The organism is Streptomyces sp. NPDC017936, from assembly GCF_044328485.1.
Classification (GTDB): Bacteria; Actinomycetota; Actinomycetes; order Streptomycetales; family Streptomycetaceae; genus Streptomyces.
Genome location: NZ_JBIRHK010000001.1, coordinates 169,236 through 182,821, shown reverse-complemented (window position 1 = coordinate 182,821; position 13,586 = coordinate 169,236). Strand labels below are relative to the sequence as shown.

12 protein-coding genes are annotated in these 13,586 nt (G+C 72.1%); 10 read left to right on the top strand and 2 right to left on the bottom strand.

The window, feature by feature from the left end; translation table 11 throughout:
• Positions 1-11: 11 nt before the first annotated feature.
• A complete protein-coding gene (locus tag ACH4F6_RS00855; RefSeq protein WP_397957649.1) occupies positions 12-563 on the top strand; it encodes a type VII secretion system-associated protein in 552 nt (183 codons plus the stop codon).
• A gap of 177 nt (positions 564-740) precedes the next feature.
• Entirely contained in the window at positions 741-962 is a 222-nt protein-coding gene (locus ACH4F6_RS00850; protein WP_397957648.1) for a hypothetical protein, read from the top strand.
• 350 nt (positions 963-1,312) lie between these two features.
• Here ACH4F6_RS00850 and ACH4F6_RS00845 read toward each other — a convergent pair whose 3' ends face one another.
• Positions 1,313-1,819, bottom strand: a complete 507-nt coding sequence (locus ACH4F6_RS00845; protein WP_397957647.1) for a DUF6584 family protein — start codon at positions 1,817-1,819, stop codon at positions 1,313-1,315.
• Between the two features lie 473 nt (positions 1,820-2,292).
• On the opposite strand from ACH4F6_RS00845, the gene ACH4F6_RS00840 reads away from it, so the two are divergent.
• The 3 genes from ACH4F6_RS00840 (at position 2,293) to ACH4F6_RS00830 (ending at position 6,716) form a co-directional block, all read left to right on the top strand.
• Positions 2,293-2,646 carry a VOC family protein gene (locus ACH4F6_RS00840; protein ID WP_397957646.1) on the top strand — a complete coding sequence of 118 codons (354 nt, stop codon included), beginning with the start codon at positions 2,293-2,295 and terminating at the stop codon, positions 2,644-2,646.
• Between the two features lie 635 nt (positions 2,647-3,281).
• Positions 3,282-5,228 (top strand): ABC transporter ATP-binding protein, encoded by a 1,947-nt coding sequence (locus ACH4F6_RS00835; RefSeq protein WP_397957645.1) that lies wholly within the window; start codon positions 3,282-3,284, stop codon positions 5,226-5,228.
• A 237-nt stretch (positions 5,229-5,465) separates the two neighbouring features.
• Positions 5,466-6,716, top strand: coding sequence for a cytochrome P450 (locus ACH4F6_RS00830; protein ID WP_397957644.1), 1,251 nt, complete (start codon positions 5,466-5,468; stop codon positions 6,714-6,716).
• 87 nt (positions 6,717-6,803) lie between these two features.
• Here ACH4F6_RS00830 and ACH4F6_RS00825 read toward each other — a convergent pair whose 3' ends face one another.
• On the bottom strand, positions 6,804-7,901 hold the full coding sequence (locus ACH4F6_RS00825; protein ID WP_397957643.1) for a LacI family DNA-binding transcriptional regulator: 1,098 nt from the start codon (positions 7,899-7,901) through the stop codon (positions 6,804-6,806).
• A gap of 248 nt (positions 7,902-8,149) precedes the next feature.
• On the opposite strand from ACH4F6_RS00825, the gene ACH4F6_RS00820 reads away from it, so the two are divergent.
• The 5 genes from ACH4F6_RS00820 (at position 8,150) to ACH4F6_RS00800 (ending at position 13,412) form a co-directional block, all read left to right on the top strand.
• Complete coding sequence (locus ACH4F6_RS00820; protein WP_397957642.1) at positions 8,150-9,328, top strand: ABC transporter ATP-binding protein; 1,179 nt, start codon at positions 8,150-8,152, stop codon at positions 9,326-9,328.
• A gap of 16 nt (positions 9,329-9,344) precedes the next feature.
• Entirely contained in the window at positions 9,345-10,616 is a 1,272-nt protein-coding gene (locus tag ACH4F6_RS00815) for a spermidine/putrescine ABC transporter substrate-binding protein (RefSeq protein ID WP_397957641.1), read from the top strand.
• Positions 10,613-11,488, top strand: a complete 876-nt coding sequence (locus ACH4F6_RS00810; RefSeq protein ID WP_397957640.1) for an ABC transporter permease — start codon at positions 10,613-10,615, stop codon at positions 11,486-11,488. The genes ACH4F6_RS00815 and ACH4F6_RS00810 overlap by 4 nt, the downstream gene beginning before the upstream one ends.
• A complete protein-coding gene (locus ACH4F6_RS00805; protein ID WP_397957639.1) occupies positions 11,485-12,315 on the top strand; it encodes an ABC transporter permease in 831 nt (276 codons plus the stop codon). Before ACH4F6_RS00810 ends, ACH4F6_RS00805 begins: the two co-directional genes overlap by 4 nt.
• A gap of 86 nt (positions 12,316-12,401) precedes the next feature.
• Positions 12,402-13,412, top strand: coding sequence for an SIS domain-containing protein (locus ACH4F6_RS00800; RefSeq protein ID WP_397957638.1), 1,011 nt, complete (start codon positions 12,402-12,404; stop codon positions 13,410-13,412).
• Positions 13,413-13,586: the final 174 nt, after the last annotated feature.

The window sequence follows — 13,586 nt, the reverse complement described above, 5'->3', positions numbered from 1 at the left end:
GCGGGGCGGCGATGCCCGCACCCCCCGATGACATCGTCGAGGCCGCACGGCTCGCGCCGGAGCACTGGATCAGCATGATCGACCCCGGCTGGCACGGCGAGGGCGTGCCGCCCGACCGGGTCGTGGTCGGCCGCTGGCGCACCGGAGCGACCGGCGAGATCGAGGAGTGGGAGGACAACGAGGCGTACCGGCCCTCCCCGGAAGCGCTCGGCTGGCCCGAGGCCACCGACGACGTCGACGAAGCCCTCCAGCTCGCGGCCACCGGCCACGGACCGGCCGAGGACGTCCTGCGCGCGCTGGCCACCGCCGAGGTGGCGGTGCTGACCCTGCCGGACGGAACACCGGTGACCGCCGCCGTGGCGGACGCGGGGCTCGTCGTCCCGGTCTTCACCGCCCCGCCCCACCTCGACGCCGTGGGCGGCTTCGCCTTCGCACGCGTCACCGTCGCGGACCTCCTGGACCGCCTGCCCCCCGATCACGCGCTCTACGTCAACCCGGCCGGCCCCGCGGGCACCGTGCTGCGGTCCGACCGGCTCAGGGCCCACCTGGGAGGACCGGCATGACCGGGCCGAGTGCCGCGAGCACCACGAGCACGAAACCGGGAAGCGGAGCGGAGTCACGGTCCGGTTTCGCCTGATCGGACATCGAAACCCCAGGTCAGCGGCGTGAGACGGTGGTCGCGGCGTGGATCTGTGCCGATGGCCACAGCAAAGGGGGTGCGCGAAGGCGCATACTGAACCATGACCAAGCCTGCTGCGCCGAAGCGTCACCTGCCCACCAGCCCCTTCAAGGCCCCGGTCACACCGGTTCCCCCGCACTTCGCCGTGGGCGACCAGGTCACCCATGACGTGTACGGCCTCGGCCGGGTGATCGGCGTCGAGGACGGGATCGCGGCGCTCGTGGATTTCGGCCCGGCGCAGATGCGGATCTTGAGCCCGTACGCCAAGATGACCAAGCTGTAGAACCGCTGTGCCCCGTCACGGCACACCCAGGTCCCTCCGGGGACCTGCAACGAAAGAGAGTCCTCCCATCGATACGACGTCGCTGTTCTCCGCCCTGGAAGGGCAACCCCGCCGCTCCGCCGCGGCATCCCCGCCTCCGTCGACCGATCCCTTCCGGGCCCCCGACTTCGGGGAGGACGAGATGGCGCCGCTCGAGGACGTACAGGAGCCCGCCCCGGGCCTGCGTGCGGCTCGCCCCGAGGCGGCTTGACGCTTCGGTCGGCGGATCGAGCGCCGGGGCGTGGCACATCGGCGCACGAGGCTCGCCTCTCGGGGCGTCGTCACGGCTCCGCCGGCCCCGGCGACCTGGGTCAGTCGAAGAGGGCGACGAGTCCGTTCACCCAGATCGCGAGGAACGCGAGGACCGCCACCAGACATCCGGCCCCCGCCAGGAAGCCGGAGAAGGCGCTCCCGGCGCCGGCCGCCTCCTCGTCGGACGGCACCGCGCCCCAGTCGACGGGGCGTCCCATGGCCTCGGAGCAGGCTGCCCGTACCGCCGCCAGTCGCTCTTCGGCGAAGGCTGTTCCGGCGAGCGACTCCGGACCCTGCCAGGCAAGTGCCCGCATGCGCTGCGGAGCCGTGCGGTACCTCGCCTCGAAGGCGGAGGTCTCCGCCGCGTCCCGGTCCTGTTCGAGGTACATCCAGCGGCCCGCCTCCGCAGGCTCTCCGTACAGGCGGTACACCTCGGCCAGGCGCCGGCGAAGCATCAGGTCGTCCGGGAAGGACGACACCAGCCCGCGCAGGCGCTGGCGCGCGACGGGGACCCGGCCGGCGGCCAGGTCCGCGTCGACTCGGGCAAGGGTGTCTCTCACAGGCATGAACGCATGATCGGGCACCGCGGTGACCACCGTCGACCCGGTTTCGTCGCTCGGCACGGGCTCGCCCCCGACGGCATCGGCCGGACCGCTCCCGCTCGTCGAGCTCGCCCGGCGGACGCGTCGTCGGCCGCGCCTGCGCTGCCCCGCGGTCCCCGGGGACGGGTCCGGCGCCCCGGCGACGGCTTCTCGGCACGGCACCGGCATCGCCGACCCGGTCAGGACTGCCGGGATCCGGCAGTGCGGTGGGGCGTCGACGCGGGGCAGGACGGGCGGCGAGGGGAGCACACGCAGGAGGTCGCGATGCCGGGCACCGGCGGGTGCCCGGCATCCGGCCGCCGAGCCGTGCCGCGACCGCGCGTCTCTCCGTCCGGCCCCGGGAAGGGAAGCGTTCGGGGTATCGGGGGCAAGGCCCGGCGGGCTCCGTGCCTTCGCAGCGCCTGTGTGCGAAACCCGGGCAGGTCTAAGCTCGGCGGATGACCTTGAAATGGCAGCATGTGATTGTCCACTCGGCGGATCCGGCGGCCCTGGGGCAGTGGTGGGCCGAGGCCCTCGGCTGGGTCGTGGTCCACTCCTCCGACGTGGAGTTCGCGATCTGCCCGGAGCCGGATCGCCGGCCGGGGCTGGAGTTCGTCCTGCTCGACGAGCCCAAGAAGGCCAAGAGCCGGCTGCACCTCGACTTCGTGCCGGACGATCAGGACGCCGAGGTGGCCCGTCTCGTGGCTCATGGTGCACGGCGGGTCGACATCGGCCAGGGTGATCAACCGTGGGTCGTCCTGGCGGACCCCGAGGGCAACGAGTTCTGCATCCTCGGCCGACGGGACCAGTGAGCACTCCTTCAGGCGTGGACCGGGCCGGCCTTCTTGCCGGGGCGCACAGCCGTTCCTCGTCATCTGTCGCTTCCGGCGCGGACGTGGAGCGGTACAGGGGGGTGGGGTGCGGGTCGCGCGGCGCGCACCGTCGGGCCCGCCGTCGTTTCCTGACGTGCCTCATGGCCTGACCGCGGGTGCGGCAGGCGCTGCCGGACTGTCGGCTCTTGCCCGGAAGCGGGCGCTTCCCCCCTGAAAGGGCGCGAGCGCCGGGCGGTGACCGGACGGGCGAAAAAAACAGGCATGAGTCGTGTCTGCCGGGGTAGCCGGATGCCTGCTGGGGAAGGGCCGTCGTACCTGGGGAGGTCGAAGCGGCCCTTCCCTTCTCCTTTCTTCCGCTCCCCGGCTGGTCCTCGGCGTGGCGCCGGTGAGGTCGAGGCCGGTCGCCGTGGCCGCGAGGGACGACGGCGTTCTCTGCGCTGAACGGGGGCCGAAGTGGTGCCCGGCCGCACCGGCCACCGGAAGCCCGCCGACTGATACGTCCGCTGTGCGCGGTGAGCGCGGTGGTGTCCGGTTCTCGCCAGTCCGCGGTAAATGCCTGGACTGAGAACATCCCCGGACGGGAAACTTCCGACTTCCGAACCTCCGGGAGTGTGATGGGGACTACAGAGACGCGAGGGCCGGCGCCGGGCAGGAGCGCGGTCGTCCTGGCGCTGCGCCGCTACGGCCGGGAACTGTTCCGACTACGAGTGCTGGCCCTGCCCGCGCTGCTGCTGCCGGCCCTGGGGAACGTCGGCACCCGCTACGTCGCCCCCCTGCTGATCGCCAAACTGGCGGGGCAGGCCGCCGACGACGGGGGCCTCACCCTCGCCTCGGCGCTGCCGTACGTGCTGGGCTTCGGCGTGACGCTGCTGCTGGCCGAGGTCGTGTGGCGGGCCGGGCAGCACTGCCTGAACCGAGTGGACGCCCTCGGCATGGAGCACCTGTACGTACGCGGAATGGACGAACTGCTCGCCCAGGACGCGGCGTTCTTCCACGACAACTTCGCCGGATCCCTCACCAAACGGGTGCTGAGCTTCGGCAGGCGCTTCGAGGACTTCGTCGACACGATGACGTACCGGGTCGTGGGCAGCCTCGTCCCCCTGGTGTTCGGCGCCGTGGTGCTGTGGACCTACGAACCGATGCTCGTCGTCGGCCTCCTGGCGATGATCGCGCTGACCGTGGCGGCCGCGACACCTCTGGTCCGACGCCGTCAGAGGCTCGTGAACGACCGTGAGGCGGCGATCGCCCGGGTCTCCGGCCACGTCGCCGACAGCCTCACGAACATGGAGACCATCCGGGCGTTCGCCGCCGAGCGGCGGGAGGCCGACGAGCACCGCCGCCGCGTCGCGGAATCCCGGCGCCTGACGCTGAGGTCGTGGGACTACGGCAATCTGCGCGTCGACGTCCTGGTCGCCCCCATGTCCGTCCTGACCAACGTGCTGGGCCTGGTGGTCGCCATCGCCTTCGGCGGCTCGGGCCAGGGAGTCGAGGAGATCGTCGTCGCCTTCGCCTACTACTCCAACGCCACCCAGATCATGTTCGAGTTCAACCAGATCTACCGGCGTCTGGAAAGCGCGATGACCGAGGCCGCGCAGTTCACGGAGCTGCTGCTGGACCCGCCCACCGTGCTCGACCCGACGGAACCCGAACCGCTCGCGCCGGAGGACACCGGCATCCGCTTCGAGGCGGTGAGCTTCGCCCACGCCGGGGCGAAACCGATCTTCCGGGGTCTGGACCTGGACGTGCCCGCCGGCGCACGGATCGGTCTGGTCGGCAGGTCCGGCGGCGGCAAGACCACGCTCACCCGGCTCCTGCTGCGGATGTCGGACATCGACGACGGACGCATCCTGATCGGTGGTCAGGACATCAGCCGGCTGCGCCAGAGCGACCTGCGCTCACTGATCGCCTACGTCCCGCAGGAACCCGCCATGTTCCACCGCAGCCTGCGGGACAACATCGCCTTCGCCCGGCCCGGCGCCACCGACGAGGAGATCCACGCGGCGGCCGCGGCCGCACACGTCACCGAGTTCGCCGACCAACTCCCGGACGGCTTCGCCACCTTGGTGGGGGAGAGGGGAGTGAAGCTCTCGGGCGGCCAGCGCCAGCGCGTCGCCCTCGCCCGGGCCGTCCTGCGCGACGCTCCGATCCTGCTGCTCGACGAGGCGACCAGCGCGCTGGACTCGGAGAGCGAGCTCCTCGTCCAGGACGCCCTCTGGCGGCTGATGGACGGACGCACGGCCCTTGTGGTCGCCCACCGTCTGAGCACCGTCGCCGGCATGGACCGCCTCGTCGTGCTCGACCACGGAAGCGTCGTCGAACAGGGCACCCACGAGGAGCTGCTCACGGCGAACGGCGCCTACGCGAAGCTGTGGCGGCACCAGTCGGGCGGCTTCCTCGGCGAGAACGGCGAGAACGGCGAGAGCAGTGAGAGTGCCGGGTCCGCCCCCGGATCCCCGGTTCCGGGAGCCGGTCCCGGTGGGCTGCCAGGACCGGCCGACCCGGTGCCGGACGGGGACGACAGGACGTCGTCGCACGTGCGTACGAGCACCGGGCCCACGTGACCAGGATGATTCCGGCCATTCTCGACCGCCGGTGACGTCACGCCGTCACCTCCCCCGCACGCCGCTACGGGCGGGGGAGGCGCCCGCGGAGCCGGAGCGATCGCCCCGCTTGCCGTCCGTTTGCCGCCCCGCTCGGCGATCCCGCAGAACACCGGGCCGCAGGGGAGCGCGGTGAATCATCGACCCGATCGGCGGGACCGCGGGTATCGCCCGGGGCGGCAAGGGAACCTGTCCGTCATGAGCGCACTTCACCGCCCCGTCATGGACCACACCCTGCCCGCGCTGGCCGAGGGCTACGCCTGGCTTCCCAACCGGATGAGGGAGAGCCCCGGCCAGGTGGTGCGGACCCGACTCATGGGCCGGCCGACGCTGGCCGTGCGGGGCCCGGAGGCGGTGCGCTTCTTCTACGACGAGCGGCACGTGCGCCGCCACGGCGCCATCCCCGGACCGGTGCAGAGCACCCTGTTCGGCCACGGGGCCGTCCACACCCTGGACGGGGACGCCCACCGCGCGCGCAAGGCCCTGTTCCTGCCCCTGCTGCACGTCGACCGGATCACCGGTGTCGTCGAGCACGTCACCGCCGCGTGGGACGACGCGGTCCCCTCCTGGGCCGGGCGTGAGCGGGTCGTGCTGCTCGACGAGGCGAGCGTGGTGCTCACCCGCGGAATCTGCCGCTGGGCGGGTGTGCCCCTGGACGAGGAGGAGGCGGAGCCGCTGGCCCGTGACCTGGTCGCCATGGTGGACGGGTTCGCCACCGCCGGGCCGCGCCACTGGCGGGCCCGGCGCGCCCGCGCCCGGCAGGAGGCGCGGCTGGCCCGGCTGGTGGAGGACGTGCGGTCCGGCTCGGTCACGGCACCCCCCGACTCCGTCCTGGACCAGGTGTCCCGCCATCGCCACGCGACCGGTGAACCGCTGGAACCGCGGACGGCCGCGGTGGAGTTGCTCAACGTGATCCGCCCCACCGCCGCCGTCTGCTGGTTCGTCGCCTTCGCGGCACACGCGCTGCACCGCCGGCCGCAGAACCGGGAGCGGCTGCGGGCGGGCGACGCGGCGTACACCGCGGCGTTCACGCACGAGGTCCGGCGTTTCTACCCCTTCGCCCCGTTCCTGGGCGGCCGGGCCGTCACCGACCTGTCCTGGCGCGGCGAGCACGTTCCGGCCGGCGGGCTCGTGCTCCTGGACGTCTACGGGCAGAACCACGACGAGAAGCTGTGGGGCGATCCGTACGCCTTCCGCCCGCAGCGGTTCCTCGACCGGCCGGTCGAGCGCGACGAACTGATCCCGCAGGGCGGCGACGACCCGGCGACCAACCACCGCTGCCCGGGCGAGGGCGTCACCATCGGCCTGCTGGAGGCCCTCGCCGCCCGCCTGGCCCGCCTGGACTACACCGTCCCGCGGCAGGACCTCTCCATCCCGCTGCGCCGCATCCCGGCGCGGCCCCGCAGCGGCTTCGTCATCACGGACGTGCGCGCACCCGCGCCCCGGTGATCCCCGAGCGCCGGCGCCACGACGGAAAGCCGTCCTCGGTGAGGAGTCCCGCTCGAACCGGACCCTGCCCGCCGGCCCGGTGGCCCCTCACTCCCGCGGCGCCCGCAGCCGCCGTACCCGTGCGGGCGCGGGGCCGGTCGACTGGCGTGCGACGTAGGCGGTGCGCAGGGTGTGACGGCGGGGGCGGGCCGTGGAGCCGTTGATGCGGCGGACCAGGATGTCCGCCGCGAGCCCGCCCAGTTCCTGCACCGGCTGGCTGACCACGCTCAGCCGGGGCCGGACGAGCGTGGTCCACTCGGCGTCGTCGAAGCCGATGACGGAGACGTCGTCGGGAATGCGCGCGTCGAGGTCGAGCAGGGCGTCGAGGGTCCCGAGCGTGGCCACGTTGTCGGTGGTGAACAGTGCGGTGGGCCGGTCGTCGGAGCACATCAGCTCCAGTACGGCGGAGCGCGCCCAGGTCCGGTCGTATCCGGTGTGCCGGATCAGCTCCGCCTCGCGCGGGATGCCGGCGGCACGCAGCGCCTGCCGGTAGCCGGTGAGCCGCTCGGTCGTGGTCCAGATGTCCGCACCCGGTGCCAGCCGTGCCGAGTTCACGTCGGGGGACGCCGAGGTGACCACGGCGATGCGGGTGTGTCCCGCGTCGGTGAACCGGGCCACCGCGGCTTTGGCGGCACCGCGGTTGTCCACCACGACCGTGTCCAGCGCGGCGCCGCTCACGACACGGTCCAGCAGGACCACGGGGATGCCCGCGGCGACGGCCTTGTCGAGGTGCTCGTGGTCGGCCGCGGCGGGCGCCACGACCAGTCCGTCGACGCGCCGCTCGATGAACAGCTGCACCACGGACTTCTCCGTCTCGCCGTTCTCGTCGCTGTTGGCGAGCACGACCTGCAGGCCGGCCTTGGCCGCGACGTCGCTGACGCCGCGCACCGCGCGGGCGAAGTAGGCGTTCTCGACGTCGGCGACGACCACGCCCAGGGTGTGGGTGCGTCCGCTGATCATGCTGCGGGCCACCGCGTTGGTGCTGTAACCCAGCTCGGCTGCGGCGGCCAGCACCCGTTCCCGGGTGGCGGCGCTGGACGATCCGTATCCGCCCAGGACCCGGGCCGCGGTGGCCTGCCCCACGCCGGCGTGCCGGGCGACGTCGGGGATGGTGACGCGACGCGGTGGCCGTGGGGTGTTCGGCATGCGGGGTCTTTCCGTGAGTGACGGCCCGGCGGACGCCGGGGAACCGGTCGATGAAATCCGGCGCCATTCAACCATTGACGGACGGCGCCTGCCGATGGGTAAGGTACGAGCCCGTTGGTAACGTTATCAATCTCTCCACGGCACCCGCTCCGCCTGCTTTCCCCCGGGCCGGCCACGGCACGCTCCTGCCCGCGGCAGCCCCGATCCGACGCCCCGATCCCGCGTCTCGAACACCGGAGGTACCACGGATGGCACCCGACACCCTCTCGCCGCCACCCGCCACAGGCGCGGCCGTCACCCTCGTCGACGTGGTCAAGGACTTCGGCGGCGCCCGGGACGCGGCGGCCGTCCGCGGCGTCAACCTGACCATCGGCGAGGGCGAGTTCTTCTCCCTGCTCGGCCCCTCCGGCTGCGGGAAGACCACCACCCTGCGGATGATCGCCGGCTTCGAGGAGCCGAGCGGCGGACAGATCCTGCTGCACGGCCGCGACATGGTCGGCGTACCGGCCGACAAGCGCGACATCAACATGGTGTTCCAGTCCTACGCCCTCTTCCCGCATCTCAGCGTCGCCGACAACGTGGCGTTCGGACTGCGCCGCAAGCGCGTGCCCAAGGACGAGATCCGCGACCGGGTCGCGAAGATCCTCGACACCGTCGAACTCGCCGACAAGGCCGACCGCCGCCCCCGCCAGCTCTCCGGCGGCCAGCAGCAGCGCGTCGCACTCGCCCGCGCCCTGGTCAACCGCCCCCGCGCGCTGCTCCTGGACGAACCCCTGGGCGCCCTGGACCTGAAGCTGCGCCAGTCCATGCAACTGGAGCTCAAGCGGATCCAGCGCGAGGTCGGCATCACCTTCATCTACGTCACGCACGACCAGGCCGAGGCGCTGACCATGTCCGACCGGATCGCGGTGATGAACCACGGCCTGGTCGAGCAGGTCGCCCCGCCCCAGGAGGTCTACGAACGGCCCGCCACCGCGTTCGTCGCCGGGTTCATCGGCACCTCCAACCTGATCGGCGGACGGCTGACCTCCGTGGGAACGGACACCGGGGTGCTCGACCTCGGCGACGGCCAGCGCGTCACGGTCCCGCTGCGCGGCGGCGCCCGTACCGCCGGAGCGGCCGTCGAACTCACCGTGCGGCCGGAGAAGGTCACGCTGACCACCGGCCCCGTCGACACGGCCAGCCGGATCCGCGGCACCGTCCGGGAGGTGGTCTACCTCGGCACCTCGACCAGCTACACCGTGGACACCGCCACCGGCGCGGAGATGACGGTCTTCCAGCCCAACGACGGCACCGCCACCGTCGACCCGGCCCGCGGCGACACCGTCTGGCTCTCCTGGGCCGCCGACCACTCCTACCTGCTCACCACCGCACCCGCCCCCGCGGCGACCGCCGCGCGGCCGGCGGACTCCCTCACCCCGCGCTGACGACAGGCAGACCACCATGCCCGAGCACTCCACACCCTTCGCGCCCCGGCCGCGCGCGCTGACCCCGCGCGGCCTCTCCCGGCGCGGCCTGCTGCGCGCCGCGCTCGGCACCGCCGCGCTGGCCCCGCTCGCCGCGTGCAGCGTCCCCGGCGCCCGCGTGCACGTCCCCACCGGCAAGGCCGAGATCGCCCAGGCCGTCAGCGACTTCTGGACCGGGAGGACGAAGTCCGGAAAGCTGGACTTCGTCAACTACACGCAGTACATCGACGTCGACCCCGCCGACCAGAGCAAGCACCCCACCCTCACCGCCTTCACCCGCGAGAGCGGCATCGAGGTCACCTACAACGAGCTGATCGACGACAGCGCCTCCTGGTTCGGCAAGATCCAGCCCGAGTTCGCCTCCGGCCAGGGCATCGGCTACGACCTGATGGTCGTCGGCGGCGACAGCTACCTCACCAAGTACATCCAGCTCGGCTGTCTCGCCCCGCTCGACCACAGCCGGCTGCCCCACTTCGCCCGGTACGGCGGAGCCGCGTTCAAGAACTCCTCCTTCGACCCCGGCAACGTCTACACCGTCCCCTGGCAGTCCGGCATGACCGGCATCGGCTACGACCCGGCCCGGGTCGGCCGGAAGATCACCAGCTGGCAGGACCTGCTCGACCCCAAGCTGCACGGCAAGGTCGGCATGTGGAACGACGCGGTGCAGATGGGCAACGTCGCCCTGCTGGCCGTCGGCGTGGACCCGGAGACCTCCACCCCCTCCGACTGGCGCAAGGCGGCGGCCTGGCTGCGCAGGCAGCGCGACGCCGGCATGGTGCGCTCCTACTCCACGGCGACCTACCAGTCCTCGCTCCAGCGCGGTGACCTGGCGGCGTCGCTCGTGTACTCGGGCGACGTCTTCCAGGCCAACCAGAGCGGCTCACGGCTGGAGTTCGTCATCCCCGACGAGGGCGGTCTGCTGTGGACCGACAACCTGTGCATCCCGTCGACGGCCGCCCACCCCGTCGACGCCCTGACCTACATGGACTACGCCTACCGGCCCGAGGTCGCCGCGAAGATCAGCGAGACCGTGCAGTTCGTCTGCCCCGTCCCCGACGCGCAGCGGGTCGTCGAGCGCGACGCGGCCGCCGCCACCGGCAAGCGGCACACCGTGCTCGACGCCCTGAGCACCAGCCCCCTGGTCTTCCCGACCGAGAGCGACGAAGCGAAGCTGCGCCACCTGCGGGTGCTCGACGAAGAGGAGGAGAAGCAGTGGAACGCGCTGTTCGAACCGATCTACCAGGCGTGACCCGGCGGCGGCGCCGTCCCGGAGCCGCACTCGCCCCCTACTGGCTGATCCTGCCGGGCTGGCTGTGGCTGGCCGCCTTCTTCATCACCCCCGTCATCGTGATGGTGTCGCTGTCGTTGCAGACCGGCGACTTCATCGACGGCTTCCGCCAGACCTGGCACTTCAGCACCTACGCCGACGTCGTGCACACCTACCACGTGCAGCTGGTGCGGTCCCTGCTCTACGGCGCCGCGGCCACCGTCTCCTGCGCCCTCATCGGCTACCCGGTCGCCTACTGGATCGCCTTCCGGGCCGGCCGGCACAAGTCGGTGTTCCTCTTCCTGCTCCTGCTGCCGTTCTTCGTCTCCTTCGTCATCCGCACCCAGTCCTGGAACGTGGTGCTCGCCGACCACGGCGTCCTGCTCGGGCCGCTGAAGGACACGGGCCTGCTCTCCGCGGACTTCCACCTGCTGGCCACGCCGTACGCGGTGATCGGCGGACTGACGTACAACTTCCTGCCGTTCATGGTGCTGCCCGTCTACGTGGCCCTGGAGCGGGTGGACCCCAAGGTGATCGAGGCCTCCACCGACCTGTACGCCTCCCGGACGGCCACCTTCCTGCGCGTCGTGCTGCCGCTGTCGCTGCCCGGCGTCTTCGCCGGAGTGCTGCTGACCTTCGTGCCCGCCTGCGCCGACTACGTCAACGCCGGCATCCTCGGCGGCCCCTCCACCACGATGATCGGCAACATCATCCAGACCGAGTACTTCACCAACCTCGACTACCCCGGCGCCGCCGCCCTGTCCTTCGTCCTCATGGGCGCGCTGCTGCTGGCCGTGTTCACCTACGCCCGGACCCTGGGCACCGACGAGGTCCTGGAGGCGGCCGCGCGATGACCCCGCAGACCCTCGCCCCCGCCGCCCCCCGGCCACGTCCCGCCCGGCGGACGCGCCGCCGCCGCGCCCTGTCCCTGTACACCGTGCTCGTGCTGGCCTGGCTGCTGCTGCCGATCGCCGTCATGATCCTGTTCGGTTTCAACGACACCGCCAGCAAGGTCAACTTCACCTGGCAGGGCTTCACCCTCACCTGGTACCGGCACCTGTTCGCCATCCCCAACCTGACCTCCGCCCTGGTCAACAGCCTCACCATCGCCCTGGTCGTCGCCGTGGTCGCCACCCTCCTGGGCACCCCGATCGGCCTCGCGCTCGGCCGCTACCGTTTCCGCGGCCGCGGCTCCGTGGACCTGCTGTTGTTCGCCGCCGTCGCCGCCCCCGAGATCGCCCTCGGCGCCGCCCTGCTGTCGCTGTTCGTCGTCCTGGGCGTGCCCCGCGGCTACTGGACGGTCGTCATCGCGCACGTGGCGTTCTGCATCCCCTACGTCGCCATCACCGTACGAGCGCGCATGGCCGGGTACGACCCGACGCTGGAAGAAGCCGCCCGCGACCTGGGCGCGGGCCCCTGGACGGCGTTCCGCCTGGTCACCCTCCCGATGCTGCTGCCCGGCGTGGCCTCGGGCGCCCTGCTGTGCTTCGCCCTGTCCATCGACGACTACGTCATCACCAGCTTCAACGCCGGCCGTACGGTCACCTTCCCGTTGTGGGTCTACAGCGCCAGCCGTACCGGCGTTCCGCCGCAGGTCAACGTCATGGGAACGCTGATCTTCGTCGGCGGCCTGATCATCGCCGGAGCGAACGTCCTCTTCTCCCGGCGTCGCGCGGTCTGACCCCGACCGGTCTCCGCGCCCGTAGGACACCGGCTCACCGGCATTCGCCGGCCGGTGCGGAACAACCCCCGAAGGAAATCATCACCGTGCACTCTCTGCTGTCCTTCAACGAAGCCGAGTTCGTCTCCCAGACGGAGAGCCTCGTGGCGCTGCGCCCCGAGATCGAGAAGGTCGTCGACCGGCTCGTCGACGACGGCTACGACAACGTCCTCCTCGTGGGCGCCGGCGGGACGTACGCGCAGATGTGGCCCTACGAGCACCTCGCCCGGCGCTCCTCGCTGCTCCCCGTCCGCGCCGCCGTCGCCGCCGAACTGGTCGTCTCCGGCGACGCCCGCCTCGGCGCGCGCACCGCCGCCGTCTTCACCTCCGTCTCCGGCACCACCGAGGACAGCCTCAAGGCCATCGACTACTGCAGGTCCCGTGGCGCCCACACGATCGGCTTCACCGGCCACCCCGAGTCCCCCGTCGCCCGGAGCGTCGACACCGCGCTGATCTCCGAGCCCAAGGCCTGGCCGTTCGACGTCCAGTTGCTGCTGTTCATGGGCCGACTGCTGTCCCGGCGGGGCGAGTTCGAAGGCTACGAGCGCCTCGCCGACGAACTCGCGGGCCTGCCCCGCATCCTGGTGGACGTCGCCCGGCAGGCCGAACCGGTGGCGGCGGCCTTCGCCGAGGCCCGCAAGGACGACGACTACCACTTCCTCATCGGCGGCGGGAACCTGTGGGGATTCACCTACCTGTACTCCATGTGCATCCTGGAGGAGATGCAGTGGCTGCGCACCACCCGGGTGCACAGCGCGGAGTTCTTCCACGGCTCGCTGGAACTGCTGGAGGAGAACACCAGCGTCGTCGTCTTCCAGGGCGAGGACGAGACACGGCCGCTGACCGACCGCGCCGAGGCCTTCGCCAAGCGCGTCTCCCAGAACGTCACCGTCTTCGACACCCGTGACTACCCCCTGGAGGGCATCAGCCCGGAGTTCCGCGGACTGCTCGCCCCGCTGGTCCTCGACACGGTGATGGACCGGGTCAGCAAGCACCTGGAGCGGGTGCGCGACCACTCGCTCGACCTGCGCCGTTACTACCGCGTCATGGACTACTGACCCGCCGGACCGGTTTTCCCCTTCGTCCGTCCACCCCGCGCGCCCGGGCCCCCGCCCCCCCCCCCCCCCGGCGGGGGCCCCCCCCCCCCCCCCCCGCGCCCCCCCCCCCCGGGCCCCCCGGGTAAAGGCCCAGCCCGCCCCCCCGGCCCCACCGGCCCGGGGGGGGGGCCCACA

What these genes read in the sequence shown, in the direction of transcription:
- ACH4F6_RS00855 (WP_397957649.1), top strand. Translation starts at nt 12, where the DNA reads ATGCCCGCACCCCCCGATGACATCGTCGAGGCCGCACGGCTCGCGCCG.
- ACH4F6_RS00850 (WP_397957648.1), top strand. Translation starts at nt 741, where the DNA reads ATGACCAAGCCTGCTGCGCCGAAGCGTCACCTGCCCACCAGCCCCTTC.
- ACH4F6_RS00845 (WP_397957647.1), bottom strand. Translation starts at nt 1,819, where the DNA reads ATGCCTGTGAGAGACACCCTTGCCCGAGTCGACGCGGACCTGGCCGCC.
- ACH4F6_RS00840 (WP_397957646.1), top strand. Translation starts at nt 2,293, where the DNA reads ATGACCTTGAAATGGCAGCATGTGATTGTCCACTCGGCGGATCCGGCG.
- ACH4F6_RS00835 (WP_397957645.1), top strand. Translation starts at nt 3,282, where the DNA reads ATGGGGACTACAGAGACGCGAGGGCCGGCGCCGGGCAGGAGCGCGGTC.
- ACH4F6_RS00830 (WP_397957644.1), top strand. Translation starts at nt 5,466, where the DNA reads ATGAGCGCACTTCACCGCCCCGTCATGGACCACACCCTGCCCGCGCTG.
- ACH4F6_RS00825 (WP_397957643.1), bottom strand. Translation starts at nt 7,901, where the DNA reads ATGCCGAACACCCCACGGCCACCGCGTCGCGTCACCATCCCCGACGTC.
- ACH4F6_RS00820 (WP_397957642.1), top strand. Translation starts at nt 8,150, where the DNA reads ATGGCACCCGACACCCTCTCGCCGCCACCCGCCACAGGCGCGGCCGTC.
- ACH4F6_RS00815 (WP_397957641.1), top strand. Translation starts at nt 9,345, where the DNA reads ATGCCCGAGCACTCCACACCCTTCGCGCCCCGGCCGCGCGCGCTGACC.
- ACH4F6_RS00805 (WP_397957639.1), top strand. Translation starts at nt 11,485, where the DNA reads ATGACCCCGCAGACCCTCGCCCCCGCCGCCCCCCGGCCACGTCCCGCC.